The sequence below is a fragment of the Legionella norrlandica genome (genome assembly GCF_000770585.1).
Classification (GTDB): domain Bacteria; phylum Pseudomonadota; class Gammaproteobacteria; order Legionellales; family Legionellaceae; genus Legionella; species Legionella norrlandica.
The window spans coordinates 1-17,268 of sequence record NZ_JNCF01000015.1; the positions used below are offsets into that span (position 1 = coordinate 1).

A 17,268-nucleotide genomic window follows, 5' to 3' on the forward strand; every position below is an offset into this window, starting at 1 on the left:
TTCAACATCAACAAGAATCGTTGTTCAACATGGGCAAGAATTAGTGTTCAACTTCGCAGGAATCGGTGTTCAACTTCAGCAAGAATATGCATCATTTAATAAAGAATACAAGAAATTAATCCAAAACAGAAAAGAAGAGCAATTTTTAAACTATCTGGAGCAGCATCTTGATGGTGAAAGAGCTGAGGGAGTTTTATATTTTGTTGGTACTATGATGATAGGAGGCCAAGCTGTTGAAAAATTTCCATTAAAAGTTTCTAATATTATCATGGATAAGCTCAATGAGGCCAATACCCCCCCCTATCAGCAATGCTAGAAAATTAGCATTAAGCCATAAGAGCTACTTTATTCAAGGCTGCCACTAGGCAGCCTTCTTTCTTATGGTTGATTTCTTACCACTCTGAAATTGAATAACCATTTTTGAGTAATATAATACTTATTCGTTATTCTTATTCAGAAAATTGTTTAAATTTAATTCATTGTATGACGAAACCAAGCTGGCTAGTAAGTAAAACAACATAGAGACATCTAAAGTTTATTGTTTAAATTTAATATATTATTAAGTATTCCTAGATATCATCAATCGCGAAAAATTTATCTTAATAAAGGAAAGGTTACTATGGCCAATAATAGAAAAAATCGTAAATTCGACAATCTTCTCGCCTTAATCTATGAATTAAGCGAAACCCCCCATAAACATACTTTAAGTAAAATTAATAAAAGATACGTAACACTACTGAACCAAAATGTAGCCTATCGGTTTTTAGAATACATCCAACAAAATATGGATGTCCAACGGGCATTGGGAGCATTGCGTTATACAGAAAAACTTCCCAAACACATTTCTAATATTATTAAAGACGAACTCAATAACTCTCTTCTCGATTTAATCTATAGGCTAGGTGAAAATTATACGCAAGATGATTTAAATCAATTTAAACAATGGTACGCAAAATTAGTGCAAGAAAATCTAGAACAGCAGTTTTCAGACTACATCAAAAAAAATATGAATGTCAGATGGGCATCAGGGGTATTGCGTTATGCAGGCACTATCGTGATTCAGGGGAAAACAGTGGAATTATTCCCTTTAACTGTTTCTGATATTATCATGGAAAAACTTAACATTATAGAAGAGACCAATAACTCGCTTCTTGACTTAATTTATAAGCTAAGCGAAACTCCTCAGCCGGATTATTTACTTCAATTTAATCAAGAATATGCAAAATTAGAGCAGGAAAACCTAACTCAGCAGTTTCTGGATTACCTCAAAGAAAATATGGACGCCAAACGAGCCTCAGGAATACTGCGCTATGGTTATACTGTAGTATCTCTAGGCAGACCTCTGGAAAAATTCCCCTTTGCTGTTTGTGATATTGTTAAGAATAAATTCAACACAATAAATAAACGAAATGAGATTATTGTTGTGGGAAAACCTAATGTAATGAGAAACCATCAACACAAAGCGATGCAAAACCATGGTTTTTTTAGGTCTGATGATCTCTCTCTTAAACTTTATTTTGATGCATTAATTAAATTAATTTATAAAATTAGCGAAAAGCAAGAACCCAATTTAATTGATTCATTTAATAAAAAATTTCAGCAATTAGTTGATAACAAACAGGAGGCCAAATTCTTAAACTATCTAATGCAGCATCTTGATGGTGCAAAAGCTTCAGGAGTTTTACGAGTTGCAGGCACCGTAATGATCCAAAGCAATCCTGTTGAAACATTTCCCATAACGGTTTCTGATATTATCATGAGCAAGGTCAATGCAAGTTATATAAACTCCGCCGCAATATAAAAATCTCCTTGTTTTAGACTATAAATACTTTATCCAATGGCTGCCACTGGGCAGCCTTTTGATAGTATCATCAGTTAAGCCACTTCCTCGGAGTTTCTTTTCAGAGCCTTTAACCCAATTAATAAAAACACTGCTACTACGAAATTCAAAAGGCAAAGTATAAAAAAAACCTGTGGAATAGAGAAGTTAAGGTATAACAGAATCATCACTAACAAAGTTCCCATCACCATAAACAGTGCATTATAAATGTTGTTTGCCGCGATCGTTCTTGCTCTGTTTTCTGTTGGGCTTGTAACCTGCAAATAAGTATACAAAGGTACTACAAATAAACCGGCACAAAATGCTAACATAAATAAATCGAAAACAATACGCCAATGATTAAAGGAAGCAAAAAAATTTAGTGCATTAAGCAAAGGTTGCCCCAATTCATCAACAGCTGGAGACGCCCAATACAAGTCAAAAGTAAATAAACTAAACGCAAACATTGCAATTGGTACAGGAGATAGGTTGATTTGTCCTTTTAATATCCAATTAATCGTAATAGAACCTAATGCTATCCCAGTTGAAAATAAGGCTAGAAATATGGCAAAAACAGCAGTGTTAGCTTTCAAAACGTAATGTGTATAATCGGGTAATTTGGTCAGCATTACTGCTCCAATTAACCAAAACCAGGAAATAGCTAAAATGGCAATAAAGATACCATATTCTTTTTTTGCCTGCTTTAACATCTCCACTGTAGCACGCCACATATTAAAATCCACTTTTAAACCTGGCAGCACTGATGGTGCTGGAGGTATAAATAAACTGGAAACCAAACCAAAAAAAGCAGCACTTAACGTCATAATAACAGCAGCATAAGGAAAAGAACCCTTAGTTCCAATAGCCAAAGTGCCTAATGTTGTACCCAATAAAATCCCAATAAAAGTACTGGCTTCAATTAATCCCGTTGCAGCTAATAAATTTTGTTTAGGTAAATGATCTGGCAGAATAGCGTATTTGATAGGTCCAAAAAAAGTAGAATGAATTCCCATACCTGTTAAGGTACACATCATTAAAAAAATGCTTCCACTATATAAAGCAACACCTCCAATTATCATTAATAAGACTTCTAATACTTTGACCAAACGCGCCAATAACGCTTTATCGTATTTATCAGCAAACTGCCCGGAAGTAGCAGAAAAAATAAAAAAAGGCAAGATAAATAGAGCCCCAGCTATAGCTTGATAATATTCTGATTGCTCTTGTGTATGGCTTAAATGATAGCTAATCATAGTCAACATTGCTAACTTATAAGCATTATCATTAAAAGCGCCAAAAAATTGGGTAAGAAATAGCGGTAAAAATTTTCTTTGTCTGAGAAGACCAATAAAATCGGCTGTCATTAAGGCTCCATTTGCGCTTTTAAGAGTACAAAAGGATATTGCTGTATTAATTGAAAGTAAATGATTGATTTATATGTTTTCTATCCTATTAATAATTTGTTCACGTAGAGTTGGAAAAGTTGATCAATCAATATTTTAATTAGTAGAAATCTAGAGTTCATATTACTCAAAAAAATTGAGGTAAATGTTCTCAATATACCCTACTAAACAATAAAATATTGTCAGGTTCTATAGAAGAAGAAAAAAATTAAGACAACTGCCCCACTCGACTATTTGATAACTTAAACAAGTCATTCTAACCGTTAAGTAAAGGCAGCTCTCTTTAGAGTGCTACTACTTTCGGATGCACTAACTTCTCAAAATCTCTAAATGCCAGTTGTACCAATTCAGAATGAGATCCCGCATTAAACAGAATATCATCTTGATCACTTAATTTATTTGATACAAATACAGGTAATCCATATAAATTACCGAATGGTGGCATTGCTCCTACATCACATTCTTCAAATTTACCCTTAAACTCTGATTCTGAGGCCAGCTCAAGACCTTTAGCACCGACAGCTTCTTGTAGTTTTGAAAATGTAACATGATCAGTTGCAGGTAACACGACCATAGCTAATTGGCCATCTTTCTTTATAATCACTGTTTTAGCTAATTGTTTACCTGAAACGTGAGCCGCCGCTGCTATTTCTTGAGCAGTATATGCCGGAGAATGAGCCACAGATAAATATCTTACCTTGTGATCTTCAAGGAATTCTTTAAGCTTTTTGACGGGCATAACAAGCTCCTTTTTACGTGTTAACTAATCTTAGTTGCTTCAGAAAAACCTATGGTATTTTACAAATTTCTCAAGTTATAAATAGCTTGTATCTATTTGAAAACATCTTGCTTCTTCTGAATCAGTACTAAGCCCCATAATTTAACTCTGTCAATTGACAATGTGTCGTTTGCCCTCAACATAAACAGTGCTAGCTGCAGGTACTTCAGTAGTCCGATCCACTTCAACAAACCGTACCCTATCTCCAACCTCTAATTTGTCGAAATCATAATCAATAACACTTTGACCTGTGAAACGAATTAAGCGTCCATCATAGGTCTCAATATAGCCATAATCAGCCATGGGGCAAACTTCTAATACTTTTCCTCCCCGAATGGAATCCTTATGGCGTTTAACATGACCGCGCCGTTGATTAGCATAACTCTTAAGTTGCCTTGTAATTGCATTAAACGCATCTCGAAGGGAAACATAAACATCTTCATGGGCATGTTTATCTGATGACTCGTGACTAACAACTAGTTCAGCATCCGGTACTGTCACATCAATACGCACATGATAAAGTTTTCCTTTATAATGGTGGCGGTGAGGAGACTCAATGACCACCCGACACCCCATTATCTTGTCATAAAGACTATCAAGTTTTTTAGCTAATTTCCGAGCCTTGCTTTCAACAGCTTCGGACGGATCCATATTTCTAAATGTCACCTGAATAGGAAGTAACATTTTCCACCTCCCACATATTTTAATTATGATCAATTTTCAATCTTATTTATTAATCTATAGTCAAAAAAGTGAGCGCTTTCAATCAAAAATTTGTAACGAATTGAATTAATAGCAAAATAAAATTATTAGAATCTATTCAATTTTATCTATTATCTTGGCGTGATTAATGCTGATTGGATAGCAAAAGCCCAACACTCCATTTTAAGGATTTCTACTTATTCTTATCTCGGAGTATGATATAGGCGTTGGGCTTTACTTCACTCCAACCTGCTTATTCCAGATAGGCCTTCAGAATAGCTGTGCTTGTCTCTTGCAGACAAATTATAGATGTCGATACTTTATAGAGTAACATCAATAAATGCCAGCCCCAAATTATCTGGTTTAGTCTATAGAACTACACTTAGTAGCTGCAACTTCATACTATGCCACCAAGTTCTTAGCTCAAAGGTTGCTTATTTATTCTCTTGCCTCAGCAGTAGCTAATACTACATTTTGTGCTTTCAAGCCCTTAGGTCCTCGATCAAGCTCAAAGGTTACTGGATCATTCTCATGCAAAGTTTTAAAACCAGCACCTTGGATATCTTTATAATGCACAAAAATATCTTCGCCTTTCTGATTCACAATAAAACCAAATCCTTTTTTTTCATTAAACCATTTAACATGGCCTGTTTCTCTTTGCGACATTCGCATTTCCCCTTTGACTTACCTATATTTACATCTAATTGTTAAATACCGTTCATTTAGCGCAAATAAATCACTCCCAAATCAACAATCTACGCTATAATAAACCTTTTTCCATGCAAGGTATCCCCCCTGCACTATGATTAGCATATCAGTTTTTTATTGATTGTTAAGGATTTTTTTCAAAATATGTATTTGTTTTCAATAAAATTTTCTATTAGGAAATCAGAATGAATCATACCAAGTCATCTTTTATAAAATTAGCACTTGAATGCCAAGCTCTTAAATTTGGTGAATTTACTTTAAAATCGGTCGTCTTAGCCCTTACTTTTTTAATGCTGGTTTATTTTACCAAGGAAGCGCTTTACGACAGCTAGGCCAGTTTTATGCAAAAACTCTTTTAGAACATGAAGTTTCCTTCCAGCATTTATTCGGACCAGCATACAAGGGTATACCGCTCGCCACTTCAACAGCAGTGGCACTGGCTGAGATGGGAAAGGACATTACCGTCACATTTAATCGTAAAGAGGAAAAAAAACATGGGGAAGGCGGCCAATTAATTGGTTCTCCTTTAACAGGGAGAACAATAATTATTGATGATGTCATTACTGCAGGAACAGCATTTAGGGAGTCCCAGGCGCTGATTAAAGAGAGTGGAGGAATTCTTCATGGTGTCATTATCGCACTTGATCGATGCGAGCGGGGATTGACCGAGAAATCAACATTGTCGGAAATTAAAGAACAAGGAATTGACGTCTATTCCATTATCAATTTATTTGATTTAATAGAGTATTTGAAGAATACCAATCAGAATGAACAAGTAAGAAAATTAGAAGCCTATCAAGAACGTTATGGGAATATTAATTAACGAAAGTTACGTATAACAACTGGAAAACCTTGGTGGCTGCTCGCGCAGCCATCCAAAATAAAAAGGCCAATATCTCTGTAGAATAGAAGCCTTATTTTGTATCCTCTTCTCTAAGCTCTAGCCATACGGCATTGAGTATAGCAAAAACACAAGCTAAGCCTGTACCTAAGATCCAGGAGAAATACCACATAATTAACCCTCCTAATATGCAGAATCTTCTGCTTTAATAGAACTTTCTGTTACCTTACCTCTTAATACGCGATAAACCCAAGCCGTATAGATCAAAACAATGGGTAATAATAACACCGTTGCAATAAGCATAATAAACAAAGTAAGCTGGCTGGAAGAACTATCCCAAACAATCAAACTGTACTTGGGATTTGATGCAGAAGGCAATATAAAAGGAAACATACTCACGCCAACTGTCGCAATTAAAGTACCAACACTAACCCCGCTTAATAAAAAAGCCAACACACTTTTATTGGCAAAAATTATTGCTAAAAAGGCTGAAAGCACACTTAAAACAGGCACCAGCATGGTTATTGGGTATTCTTTATAATTATTAAACCATGCTCCTGCCTGAACAATAACATCTTTATAGGAGGGATTAGATGGCCCATCGTGTAGAACTGTTCCACTCAAAACATAACCATCAACGCCATAGTAAGCCCAGACCCCCATGCCAACAAACAAAAGAATCACTAATAGCGCACTCCATCTGGCACCCATGCGAGCTCTATGTTGCAAGTTCCCTACCGTTTTTATCTGCAAGAAAAAGGCACCATGCATGGCAAGCATTAATACAGATAACAAACCACACCCTAAAGCAAATGGATTAAGCAATCCCCAAAAGCCTCCCGTATAAAAAACTCTCAAATTTTCATCAAAATAAAATGGGACTCCTTGCAAAACATTTCCAACGGCTACTCCAAAAATTAACGCTGGAACAAACCCGCCAATAAATAAAGCCCAATCCCATACCGATCGCCAAATAGGGTTATCCAGCTTTGATCTATATTTAAACCCCACTGGCCTTAAAATTAAAGCTAAAAGAACAACCAGCATTGCCATGTAAAAACCAGAGAAAGATAAGGCGTATAAGGTAGGCCAGGCTGCAAAAATAGCTCCTCCACCCAATATAAACCATACTTGATTTCCCTCCCATGTTGGGCCAATGCTGTTAATTAAAATCCGTCTCTCAACATCTGTTCTGCTTAACCATGGCAACCACATGGCAACTCCAAGATCAAATCCATCCATGATCGCAAAACCAATTAATAGAATACCAATTAACAACCACCAAATTACTCTAAGCGTTTCATAGTCCAAAGGCATTTAATTCTCCTCGCATTAATTGACTTTTTCAAAACTTGCTGCTTTAGAGCAAGCTTCAACAGCAGTACCCCAACCCTTTCCTGCAATAAGAAAAGGGAGACTTCAAGGTGGACATTTACATCATTATTGATAACTCATCCCATCTGGGCCAAGACGTATATATTTGACCATCAGATACAGCTCGACGATTGCCAGGAGAGTATAAAACAACACAAAGCCAGCAATTGAAGTCAATACTTGTCCTGATGTTAAAGAAGAGGCCCCCATAAAAGTAGGTAAAATGCCCTCAACAACCCATGGTTGGCGACCGTATTCGGCGACTACCCATCCTAATTCGGCAGCTACCCAGGGCAAAGGTAGAGAATAAAATGCTACTCTATGATACCAATGTGTTTTTTCCAATTGATGTCTTACAGACAGATAGAACCCTGTTGCAAAAAGAAGAATAAAATACACTCCACAAGCCACCATAATTCTAAATGAAAAAAACATTGGCATAACCCGAGGTTTTAAATCATTAGCAGCTTGGCTAATTTGCTGTTCGCTCGCATCGGTCACGTTTTCAGTATACCTTTTAAGTAATAAAGCATAACCAAGATTTTCACTATGCTCTTTAAATACTGCTTTCGCTTGTTCATTTTGGGGATCTTTTTGTAAAGTTCTTAATGCCTCATAAGCAATCATCCCATCTTTGATTTTTAATTTTCCTTGCTCAATTAATTCCCCAATTCCTTCTAAAGGGGTATTGAAAGATCGAGTTGCAATAATCCCCAGGATATAAGGAATATCTATAGCGTATTTTGTTGTTTGACTTTTTTCATCTGGTATTCCAAAAACCGTCAAATTGGCAGGGGCTTTTTCTGTGTGCCACATGGCTTCCATAACAGCCAGCTTCATTTTTTGGTTTTCATTAGCTACATAACCACTCTCATCTCCCAGAACCACAACAGATAATGCTGAAGCTAATCCAAAAGAAACAGCTACAGTCATTGACCGCTTGGCAAATGCCTTATTGCGCCCCCGCAAAAGAAAATAAGCGCTGATAGATAAGACAAACATAGCACCGGTTACATATCCGGCACTGATAGTATGCACAAATTTAGCTTGAGCTACAGGATTAAATAGCATGTCATAGAAACTGCTGACCTCCATTCTCATTGTTTGATAATCAAAATAAGCACCTACTGGATGTTGCATCCATCCATTAGCAATTAAAATCCACAAGGCAGAAAGGTTGGTACCCAAAGCCAGTAACCAAGTACACGTCATGTGTTTCAGTTTGGACAATCTATTCCAACCAAAGAAGAATAAACCCACAAAAGTCGCTTCAAGAAAGAATGCCATTAATCCTTCAATAGCCAAAGGAGCCCCAAATACATCTCCTACATAATGTGAGTAGTAAGCCCAGTTTGTTCCAAATTGGAACTCCATAGTTAGACCAGTTGCCACACCCAACACAAAATTAATCCCAAATAAAACCCCCCAGTATTTTACCATTTGTCGCCAAATATCGCGGCCAGTCATTACATAAACCGTTTCCATAATGGCTAACATAACCGATAGCCCCAACGTAAGAGGAACAAATAAAAAATGATAAAGGGCGGTTAATGCGAATTGTAATCTTGATAAATCAACAACTTCAGCAGCTGGAATCATAGAACTACCTCTTGTTATTTGGAGTAAATAATAGACTTCTTTCCATGGTCTATTCCCTCTGGAAAGAGGCCTCTGTTGGTCTTTCTTTTCCTAACAACCATTCTTTATTGCTAGAAAGTTCAGGATGCATCCCTCTGACACAGAAATACCACAATAAAACAAGCAATATCATTTTAACTGTGAGAGTCAAAACTATATCTCTGGTAATTGGCTTCATGATATTCCCTCGGAATTTACGATTTTTCGATCTCTGTTAGAAATATTTTAAATTCAATAATTGAATTTTTTTGCACACTAAAACCGCCGTTTCTAAACATAAGATTTTCTGCAAATCCATTTTGTGTAAGAGTGTAATATACTTTATCCGATCCAGAAAAATTTTTCACTAAATTATTGACAATGATAAAGATAATCATTATCATGCGTAAAATGTTACAATGAGATATTACATTAATATGAAAATACATGGTTCTTTCAATAATTCTGCATTATCTAATTTAATGCATGCCATTAGCTTGATAAGAAATGAGCAGGAAGCAATGCAATTTTTTACGGACTTATGTACCCCAGCCGAGCTAGAGTCTATGGCGGATAGATGGCAAGTTGTTCCCTTACTACAGAAAGGTATTCCTTATAGGACTATTCATGAAGAAACAGGAGTAAGCGTAACAACAGTTACTCGAGTGGCCCGCTGTTTAAGTTTTGGGTCGGGTGGTTATCGATTAATTGCTGAAAGATTGGAGAAGCTGTGAAAAGTCGTTTACGTTTAGCATTACAAAAAAAAGGTCGTTTATCTGATGAGTCTTTAAATCTCTTACAACGTTGCGGTTTAAAATTTCGTATCAAACCCAATGCTCTGCTGACACATGTTGATAATTTTCCAATCGATTTGCTGTTTGTTCGTGATGATGACATCCCTACTCTGGTCTTCGACAAGTTATGTGATGGTGGGATAGTAGGTGAAAATGTCCTATTAGAAGCCTCTCTCAACAGAGCAAATCACGCTTTTGAAAAAATATTGGCTTTAGGTAGTTGTACTTGCCGTTTAGCCATAGCGGTACCAGAATCCTTTGACTATCAAGGTCCGGGTAGTTTAGATGGCAAACGAATTGCTACCAGCTACCCTAATTTACTCAATAATTACCTTAAAGAACGTAAAATTTGTGCTGAAATCTTAGTATTGTCTGGTTCTGTAGAAGTAGCGCCGCGAATGGGAATGGCTGATGCCATATGTGATCTGGTCTCTACTGGTCAAACTCTTGAAGATAACAAACTGAACGAAGTAGACACTGTGCTAAACAGCCAAGCAGTTTTTATCAAAACCCCAAAATCATTGGAACCCGGGGCACAAGAGTTATTTGCCATGTTATCCCGCAGAATTCAAGCAGTACAGCAGGCACAAGAAAGAAAATACATCGTTTTTCATGCTCCAAAGTATGCCCTTGAGCGAATTGCACAGAAATTACCAGGAGCTGAGGCACCAACTATTCTTCCCTTACCAGGCAATATGGAAAAGGTAGCAGTACATGTGGTCTCCAGTGAAGGTATATTTTGGAATACTTTAGAGACTATCCAAAATTTAGGTGCTAGTTCAATCTTGGTATTGCCCATTGAAAAAATGCTGGAGTAATCAATATGTTAATTATAAAAAACTGGCAATTATTATCAGAAAGCGATAAAAAAAATTGTCTTTCTCGACCTCGGCAAAACTCTACAATAAAAAAGGAAGTACTTGAAATTATTAATCAAGTCTTAGTGTCTGGGGATAAAGCACTCCTTGAGTTAACTAAACAATTTGATAGAGCTCACATCAGTGATTTAAAAATACCTCAAGAAAAAATCGAGCAAGCTTATATACCACAGCGTTCATTATCCGCCATAAAGCAGGCTATTAAAACACTTACCTTGTATCACCAGTCTCTCCTGCCCGAAAGTACTCAGATTTCAACAGCCACCGGGATTACAATTAAAACCACCTATAGACCAATTCAAAAAGTAGGTCTGTATGTTCCTGGAGGAAATAAAACGCCCTTAGTTTCTTCTCTTCTTATGCAAGCGATACCAGCAAAGGTCGCCGGTTGCCCAATAAAAGTCTTGTGTACCCCCCCCAATGCAGAAGGAGAAATCAATGAGCATATCTTAGCTGCAGCAAAACTATGTGGTATTGATACTATTTATGCCCTAGGCGGAGTTCAAGCCATTGCTGCCATGGCTTATGGCACTGAAACGGTAGCTAAAGTCGATAAAATATTTGGCCCAGGCAATGGTTATGTTACCCAAGCAAAAACTCTAGTTGCAATAGACCCTAACGGAGCTGCAATTGATATGCCAGCTGGACCATCTGAAGTGATGATACTTTCTGATAAACAAGCTAACCCAGGATTTATTGCAGCGGATTTATTAGCTCAAGCAGAACATGGACCAGATTCCCAGGTTTTTTTAATCTGTGAAGATCTCGAACTGGCCGAACAAGTTAATCAACAACTAGAAATTCAAATGACTAATCTATCCAGAACGGCATTGATCAAGCAATCATTAGCCAACAGCATGATTATTATCTGTCCTGATCAAATGGAACAGCTTGATATTATTAACTCCTATGCTCCAGAGCACCTGATCATTAACAGGAAGGATGCTGAGCTATGGCCAGATAGGGTAATGGCTGCAGGAACTGTATTTCTTGGACCCTGGGCTGCAGAAACAATGGGAGATTACGTCACAGGGAGTAACCATGTGCTCCCTACCAGTGGTTTTGCAAAAAATCACAGTGGCTTAAGTACTCTCGATTTCATGACCAAATTCACAGTACAAACAATAGATCAGGAGGGTATTAACAATTTAGGTCCAGCAGCAATAACCTTAGCTAAAATAGAAGGTCTGGACGCCCATGCCAATGCAGTACAAATACGGCTTCTTTCCAAGTGCAGAACCGCAGAATGCAGGCAAACACATGAGAATTCGAACACAGCATCGGCAAAGCCAGACTCTACTGCAGTAGAGTTTGAAAAAAAACCTAGTGTCACGGGGATTTAAATGTCTATACTTAATTTAGTTCGCCCAGACTTATTAAACAGCCCCAATTATATCCCTGGTGGTGATCAAGCTAAGTATCGATTACAAGCTAATGAATTACCTTGGTCCCCAATCACAATGGATGAGCTCAATCTTAATTACTATCCAGATATGGATTTGCAAAAGCAGTTACAAGAGCAACTGGCAATACGTTATGAAGTCGATTCAAACCAGATAGCATTAACTCGAGGAAGCGATGATGGCATTGAGTTACTAATCAAACTGTTCTTAACTGCCAGGGAAGACGCTTTTATGCAATTCCCTCCTACTTTTCCAATGTACGCTTTTTATGTACGATTACAACAGGCAGAAATGATTGACTGCGGACTGGATCTAACCAATAGCTTTAGTCTTACTTTTGACAAAATTCAAAGTCACTGGCAACCTAACTGCAAAATCATCATGTTTTGCAGCCCCAATAATCCAACAGCTAATTTAATCGATTTGAGCCTTATTGCTAAGGTATGTGAGCAATACGCCAATCGGTCAGTCATCGTAGTCGATGAGGCTTATATTGAATTTGCCAAGGCCCCAAGCGCTATCACGTTAATTCCCAAATTTGAAAACCTCATTGTGTTACGAACGTTGTCAAAAGCATATGGCCTTGCTGGCTTACGTATAGGCAGTATTATAGCTCAACCCCATATTATCCTAGCAATTAATAAAATTATTGCCCCCTATACTATTGCCAGCCCTAGCCTTAAATTAGCTAGAAAAGCTTTAAGCAACAATAGCTGGTTTACTGAATCAATTGAGTACATTAGGTCTTCGCGAGACTGGATTATCAAAGAATTAAGCGATACCTCCACCATCGAAAAAATTTATCCAACTGAAACAAATTTTCTTCTTGTCAAAACCAGATTTGCTAGGCAACTAACTAGCTGGCTTGCAAAGCATGGTATAGCGATCAGAGATTTCCCAGCCTCTTCTTTATTGCATGATCATCTTCGCCTAACAATAGGTAATGAAGAACAAAATCAGATATTAATTCAGGCGATAACTTCTTTTGACAATGAATAATGCACCAGGATAAAAATTATGAAAAAAATCTTATTTATTGACCGAGATGGCACTTTAGTGGAAGAACCTTTTGATTTTCAAGTCGATTCTTTGGATAAAATTAAATTAACATCTGGAGTAATCCCAGCGCTTTTACAATTAAAAAAAGCAGGTTTTACATTGATCATGGTATCTAATCAAAATGGAATAGGGACAGCAGCCTTTCCAGAAGAAGATTTCTCTATTTGTCATGAATTTATCCTAGATCTGTTTTCTTCTCAAGGAATTCTATTTGATGAAATCTTTATATGCCCCCATACCCCTGAGGACAATTGCCATTGCAGAAAACCTAAAACTGGATTACTTGATCAATACCTGAAAGAAACAGTCTTTTCAAAAAATTTTTCATGGGTTATTGGTGATAGAGAAAGCGATAGGGAGTTAGCTGACAATTTAGGTACCCAATTCTTGCCTATCTCAAAAGATCATAGCTGGGAAATGGTCACTGCTGCCATATTAAATAATTTCCGGAAAGCTTCTATCCACAGAAAAACAAAAGAAACTGATGTTAGTTTGAGCATCACTCTGGATTCAGATCAATCCAGTACTATAGGAACACCTATCCCTTTTTTCAATCACATGCTGGAGCAAATAGCAAAACATGGCGGCTTTGATTTACAACTTCAAGCCTCTGGAGATTTGGAAATTGATGATCACCATTTGATAGAAGATACAGCCATTGCTTTGGGTGAGGGAATTAAAAAAGCATTGGGAGATAAATGGGGCATCAACCGTTATGGATATACTCTTCCAATGGATGAATCGCTAGCAACCATTGCGATAGACCTCTGTGGTAGAAATTTTTGCGAATTCAAAGGGCAATTTACCCGCGAATTGGTTGGTGGTATGGCAACAGAAATGGTACCCCATTTTTTTCAATCCTTATCCAGCGCGTTAGGTGCAACTATTCATATTAGCGTAACTGGAACGAATCACCACCACATGATTGAAGCTTGTTTCAAAGTTCTAGGCAGGGCTTTACGCCAAGCCTGTTCAAGAACAAATGACTATTTACCCTCGACCAAGGGGATACTATGATTGCTGTAATTGACGTCAGTGGAAATAACTTAACCTCCTTAACTAATGTATTAATAAGATTAGGGCGTCGCTTTATTCTGACTCATGAGGCAGAAGAAATTAAAAAAGCCAGCTATGTCATTTTGCCTGGGGTTGGGACAGCAAGCGTTGGAATGAGGGCACTTCGTCAAAATGGATTAATTGATGTTTTAAAATCATCAACCCAACCTCTGCTTGGATCTGTCTTGGAATGCAATTATTATTGGAATTCAGTGAAGAGGGAGACGTGCCCTGCCTCGGATTAATCCCCGGGATCGCTGAATTACTAAAAGTAAAAAAAAACCATCCTGTCCCTCACATGGGCTGGAACAAACTTCATTGGCATGCCAACACCCCATTATTGCAAGGATTGAATAATACGGAACATGTTTATTTTGTTCACAGTTATGCTTTAAAAACAAAAGATTACGCATTGGCCCAATGTCATTATAGTGAAGAATTCACTGCAGTAGTTAAGAAGGACAATTTTTACGGCATGCAATTTCATCCAGAAAAATCGGCTGGTGTAGGAATAATATTACTTAATAATTTTTTATCCTTGGAGTCCACATGTTAATTATCCCGGCTATTGATTTACAATCTGGACGTTGTGTTCGCTTAAGACAAGGACAATTTGACCAAGTCACCCAATTCAGCAGTTTCCCCATAGAAAGAGCGTCTTATTTTGCTCAGCTAGGGGCAAAACGACTCCACATAGTAGATTTAGATGGTGCCCGCAGCGGCAACATGCAGCAACTTGAACTTATTTGCTCCATGCAAAATACAGGTATCCCTGTTCAGGTGGGTGGCGGAATTAGAAATTTGGAGCAAGCTCAGTCCTGCATTAAAGCAGGAATTTCTCGATTAGTAATTGGCAGCATCGCAGTTATAAATCCAGAGTTAACGATACAAATAATTAAAGAAATTAGACCCGAAAATATCGTTCTTGCTTTAGATGTTCGTGTTGAAGAAAACACCCCAGTTCTTGCCATTAATGGTTGGCAAACCAATAGCAAAAGCAACCTTTGGGAAATCGTATCTTATTACGATAATTTTGGAATTAAGGAGATCCTTTGTACTGATATTGCCTGCGACGGAATGATGGGCGGGCCTAATTTCAAATTATATCAGCAAGCCGTAGAACGGTTTCCTGAGGTCTCCTGGCAAGCCTCTGGAGGAATTCGTCATCTTCAAGACATCGCAATTTTGGATTCAATTGGAGTATCTGCAGCGATACTTGGTTTAATGCTTTATCAGGAGAATTGTAACTTAAAGGAACTATTCGAATACTCAAAAGCACATCATGTGCTGGGTCATTTGACTCAATACAGATAGGATGAGTTCTTAAATGCCGAGGTAAAATGTCCCATAAGCGTTAATTGGAAAGTCAGAACCGTCGAAAATATAGAAAAACAGGTGCCTAATGAACAGGAGAGTAGTATGTTAACTAAACGAATCATTCCTTGCCTTGATGTTCGTGACAATCAAGTAGTTAAAGGAGTGAAATTCCGCGATCACAGAATTATTGGCGATATTCTTCCTCTCGCTGAACACTACTCTGCATCCGGTGCCGATGAGTTGGTACTTTATGATATTACTGCCAGTAGCGACCACCGATCTGTCTGTCCTGACTGGGTCAATAAGGTAGCAGCAACCATTAATATTCCCTTCACAGTAGCAGGAGGAATTCGAACTTTACAGCAAGCCCAAGCAATCTTGAATGCAGGCGCTGATAAAATCTCAATAAATAGCCCAGCATTGGAAAATCCTTCCTTAATCAATGAATTAAGTAAACAATTTGGTAAACAATGCGTAGTGATAGGAATTGATAGCCAATGGATAATTGATGATTATTACGTTTACCAATATACAGGTAATGAGAAGACAAGTGTCAATTCAAAACGCAGAACTCGTGAATGGGTAAGTGAAGTCCAAGAGCGAGGAGCTGGTGAAATAGTTCTTAATTGCATGCAATCCGATGGTGTGCGTTCCGGATATGATATTTTGCAACTATCAGAAATGAAAAAATTGTGTCATATTCCTTTAATTGCCTCAGGTGGTGCAGGAAAAATTAATGATTTTATTGAAGTATTTAAAAAATCCCAGGTAAGCGGTGCTTTGGCAGCGAGTGTTTTTCATGACAAGATATTGACTATTCTCGATATAAAATTGGCATTACAAGCAAAAAACATTGAGGTAAGATTATGAAGGATTTAGATATTAACTCTTTAGATTGGAAAAAAATGGATGGCTTATTGCCAGCTATTATTCAAAACGCAGAAAATGGTAAGGTTTTAATGCTGGGTTATATGAATCAAGAAGCACTCATTGCAACATTAACTACCGGGCAGCTTACCTTATACAGCCGAAGCCGACAAAGATTATGGCGCAAAGGAGAATCATCAGGTAATAGTATGGCCTTACAACACATCAGCACTGATTGTGACAATGACAGTCTGTTGATCCAGGTCATCCCCAAAGGTCCAGCCTGCCATCTGGGCTATTCAACATGTTACCAACCTCAACACAATCACACGCTGGGCTTCCTCGATGGTTTAATTGAATTAATTAATGAACGTGCTGAGGAGAAAAATAATAACAGTTATACTGTGCAATTATTAGACTCAGGAATTGACCGATGCGCACAAAAATTAGGCGAAGAAGCGGTGGAAACAGTCATTGCTGCTGTGAATAACAAGAAAGACGAATTTATTAATGAAAGCGCCGATTTAATTTATCATTTGTTAGTGCTTTTAAAAGCTTGCGAATTAAGTTTTTATGATGTTTTGCTCTGTTTGCAAGAAAGAGATCGGAGCGTGCATACCTAACTTCATTAGGTATGCACAAATAGGAAGGT

16 protein-coding genes and 4 pseudogenes are annotated in these 17,268 nt (G+C 37.5%); 12 read left to right on the forward strand and 8 right to left on the reverse strand.

Annotated features, from left to right (window positions below; translation table 11 throughout):
* Positions 1-316, forward strand: a 316-nt coding sequence (locus OK13_RS14545; RefSeq protein WP_035888617.1) for a hypothetical protein, incomplete at its 5' end; no start/stop codon positions are given.
* 303 nt (positions 317-619) lie between these two features.
* Positions 620-1,801 (forward strand): hypothetical protein, encoded by a 1,182-nt coding sequence (locus OK13_RS05425; protein ID WP_035888622.1) that lies wholly within the window; start codon positions 620-622, stop codon positions 1,799-1,801.
* Between the two features lie 74 nt (positions 1,802-1,875).
* On the opposite strand, the gene OK13_RS05430 is transcribed toward OK13_RS05425, so the two are convergent.
* From OK13_RS05430 to OK13_RS05445, 4 genes are all read right to left on the reverse strand, one after another.
* The gene (locus OK13_RS05430; RefSeq protein WP_035888624.1) at positions 1,876-3,183 is read right to left on the reverse strand and encodes an MFS transporter; all 1,308 of its coding nucleotides are present in this window, start codon (positions 3,181-3,183) and stop codon (positions 1,876-1,878) included.
* A 322-nt stretch (positions 3,184-3,505) separates the two neighbouring features.
* Positions 3,506-3,961 carry an aminoacyl-tRNA deacylase gene (locus tag OK13_RS05435; RefSeq protein WP_035888625.1) on the reverse strand — a complete coding sequence of 152 codons (456 nt, stop codon included), beginning with the start codon at positions 3,959-3,961 and terminating at the stop codon, positions 3,506-3,508.
* Between the two features lie 150 nt (positions 3,962-4,111).
* Entirely contained in the window at positions 4,112-4,684 is a 573-nt protein-coding gene (locus tag OK13_RS05440) for an HPF/RaiA family ribosome-associated protein (RefSeq protein ID WP_035888629.1), read from the reverse strand.
* 456 nt (positions 4,685-5,140) lie between these two features.
* Positions 5,141-5,368 (reverse strand): cold-shock protein, encoded by a 228-nt coding sequence (locus tag OK13_RS05445; RefSeq protein WP_035888631.1) that lies wholly within the window; start codon positions 5,366-5,368, stop codon positions 5,141-5,143.
* A gap of 227 nt (positions 5,369-5,595) precedes the next feature.
* Here OK13_RS05445 and pyrE point away from each other — a divergent pair.
* Positions 5,596-6,233 (forward strand): annotated as a pseudogene (pyrE, locus tag OK13_RS05450) (orotate phosphoribosyltransferase).
* Between the two features lie 91 nt (positions 6,234-6,324).
* On the opposite strand, the gene cydX reads toward pyrE, so the two are convergent.
* From cydX to cydP, 4 genes are all read right to left on the reverse strand, one after another.
* Positions 6,325-6,423 carry a cytochrome bd-I oxidase subunit CydX gene (cydX, locus tag OK13_RS14120; protein ID WP_035888633.1) on the reverse strand — a complete coding sequence of 33 codons (99 nt, stop codon included), beginning with the start codon at positions 6,421-6,423 and terminating at the stop codon, positions 6,325-6,327.
* A gap of 11 nt (positions 6,424-6,434) precedes the next feature.
* Complete coding sequence (gene cydB, locus OK13_RS05460) at positions 6,435-7,568, reverse strand: cytochrome d ubiquinol oxidase subunit II (RefSeq protein ID WP_035888635.1); 1,134 nt, start codon at positions 7,566-7,568, stop codon at positions 6,435-6,437.
* 123 nt (positions 7,569-7,691) lie between these two features.
* Positions 7,692-9,224 carry a cytochrome ubiquinol oxidase subunit I gene (locus OK13_RS05465; protein WP_035888637.1) on the reverse strand — a complete coding sequence of 511 codons (1,533 nt, stop codon included), beginning with the start codon at positions 9,222-9,224 and terminating at the stop codon, positions 7,692-7,694.
* A 49-nt stretch (positions 9,225-9,273) separates the two neighbouring features.
* The gene (gene cydP, locus OK13_RS14750; protein WP_162833792.1) at positions 9,274-9,441 is read right to left on the reverse strand and encodes a cytochrome oxidase putative small subunit CydP; all 168 of its coding nucleotides are present in this window, start codon (positions 9,439-9,441) and stop codon (positions 9,274-9,276) included.
* Between the two features lie 238 nt (positions 9,442-9,679).
* On the opposite strand from cydP, the gene OK13_RS05475 reads away from it, so the two are divergent.
* The 9 genes and pseudogenes from OK13_RS05475 (at position 9,680) to hisIE (ending at position 17,239) form a co-directional block, all read left to right on the forward strand.
* Positions 9,680-9,976: a YerC/YecD family TrpR-related protein gene (locus OK13_RS05475; RefSeq protein ID WP_035888641.1), complete on the forward strand. Its 297-nt coding sequence runs from the start codon at positions 9,680-9,682 to the stop codon at positions 9,974-9,976.
* Entirely contained in the window at positions 9,973-10,854 is an 882-nt protein-coding gene (hisG, locus tag OK13_RS05480) for an ATP phosphoribosyltransferase (protein WP_035888643.1), read from the forward strand. Before OK13_RS05475 ends, hisG begins: the two co-directional genes overlap by 4 nt.
* 5 nt (positions 10,855-10,859) lie before the next feature.
* Positions 10,860-12,137: pseudogene (hisD, locus tag OK13_RS05485) on the forward strand (histidinol dehydrogenase); the annotation flags it as partial.
* Positions 12,138-12,257: 120 nt separating this feature from the next.
* Positions 12,258-13,357, forward strand: a pseudogene (gene hisC / locus OK13_RS05490) (histidinol-phosphate transaminase).
* Positions 13,335-14,393: a bifunctional histidinol-phosphatase/imidazoleglycerol-phosphate dehydratase HisB gene (gene hisB, locus OK13_RS05495; protein WP_035888647.1), complete on the forward strand. Its 1,059-nt coding sequence runs from the start codon at positions 13,335-13,337 to the stop codon at positions 14,391-14,393. The pseudogene hisC and the gene hisB overlap by 23 nt, the downstream one beginning before the upstream one ends.
* Positions 14,390-14,988 (forward strand): annotated as a pseudogene (gene hisH, locus OK13_RS05500) (imidazole glycerol phosphate synthase subunit HisH). Before hisB ends, hisH begins: the two are co-directional and overlap by 4 nt.
* A complete protein-coding gene (hisA, locus tag OK13_RS05505; protein ID WP_052117581.1) occupies positions 14,982-15,746 on the forward strand; it encodes a 1-(5-phosphoribosyl)-5-[(5-phosphoribosylamino)methylideneamino]imidazole-4-carboxamide isomerase in 765 nt (254 codons plus the stop codon). Before hisH ends, hisA begins: the two are co-directional and overlap by 7 nt.
* Positions 15,747-15,851: 105 nt before the next feature.
* Positions 15,852-16,619 carry an imidazole glycerol phosphate synthase subunit HisF gene (hisF, locus tag OK13_RS05510; RefSeq protein ID WP_035888649.1) on the forward strand — a complete coding sequence of 256 codons (768 nt, stop codon included), beginning with the start codon at positions 15,852-15,854 and terminating at the stop codon, positions 16,617-16,619.
* Positions 16,616-17,239, forward strand: coding sequence for a bifunctional phosphoribosyl-AMP cyclohydrolase/phosphoribosyl-ATP diphosphatase HisIE (gene hisIE, locus OK13_RS05515; RefSeq protein ID WP_035888651.1), 624 nt, complete (start codon positions 16,616-16,618; stop codon positions 17,237-17,239). The genes hisF and hisIE overlap by 4 nt, the downstream gene beginning before the upstream one ends.
* Positions 17,240-17,268 lie beyond the last annotated feature (29 nt).

Bases quoted from the DNA above. Each gene is read 5' to 3' on its own strand.
- OK13_RS05430 (WP_035888624.1), bottom strand. From the start codon at position 3,183: ATGACAGCCGATTTTATTGGTCTTCTCAGACAAAGAAAATTTTTACCG.
- OK13_RS05425 (WP_035888622.1), top strand. From the start codon at position 620: ATGGCCAATAATAGAAAAAATCGTAAATTCGACAATCTTCTCGCCTTA.
- hisIE (WP_035888651.1), top strand. From the start codon at position 16,616: ATGAAGGATTTAGATATTAACTCTTTAGATTGGAAAAAAATGGATGGC.
- OK13_RS05440 (WP_035888629.1), bottom strand. From the start codon at position 4,684: ATGTTACTTCCTATTCAGGTGACATTTAGAAATATGGATCCGTCCGAA.
- cydB (WP_035888635.1), bottom strand. From the start codon at position 7,568: ATGCCTTTGGACTATGAAACGCTTAGAGTAATTTGGTGGTTGTTAATT.
- hisB (WP_035888647.1), top strand. From the start codon at position 13,335: ATGAAAAAAATCTTATTTATTGACCGAGATGGCACTTTAGTGGAAGAA.
- hisA (WP_052117581.1), top strand. From the start codon at position 14,982: ATGTTAATTATCCCGGCTATTGATTTACAATCTGGACGTTGTGTTCGC.
- hisF (WP_035888649.1), top strand. From the start codon at position 15,852: ATGTTAACTAAACGAATCATTCCTTGCCTTGATGTTCGTGACAATCAA.
- OK13_RS05435 (WP_035888625.1), bottom strand. From the start codon at position 3,961: ATGCCCGTCAAAAAGCTTAAAGAATTCCTTGAAGATCACAAGGTAAGA.
- OK13_RS05465 (WP_035888637.1), bottom strand. From the start codon at position 9,224: ATGATTCCAGCTGCTGAAGTTGTTGATTTATCAAGATTACAATTCGCA.
- cydP (WP_162833792.1), bottom strand. From the start codon at position 9,441: ATGAAGCCAATTACCAGAGATATAGTTTTGACTCTCACAGTTAAAATG.
- OK13_RS05475 (WP_035888641.1), top strand. From the start codon at position 9,680: ATGAAAATACATGGTTCTTTCAATAATTCTGCATTATCTAATTTAATG.
- OK13_RS05445 (WP_035888631.1), bottom strand. From the start codon at position 5,368: ATGTCGCAAAGAGAAACAGGCCATGTTAAATGGTTTAATGAAAAAAAA.
- cydX (WP_035888633.1), bottom strand. From the start codon at position 6,423: ATGTGGTATTTCTCCTGGATCTTAGGTACAGGCTTAGCTTGTGTTTTT.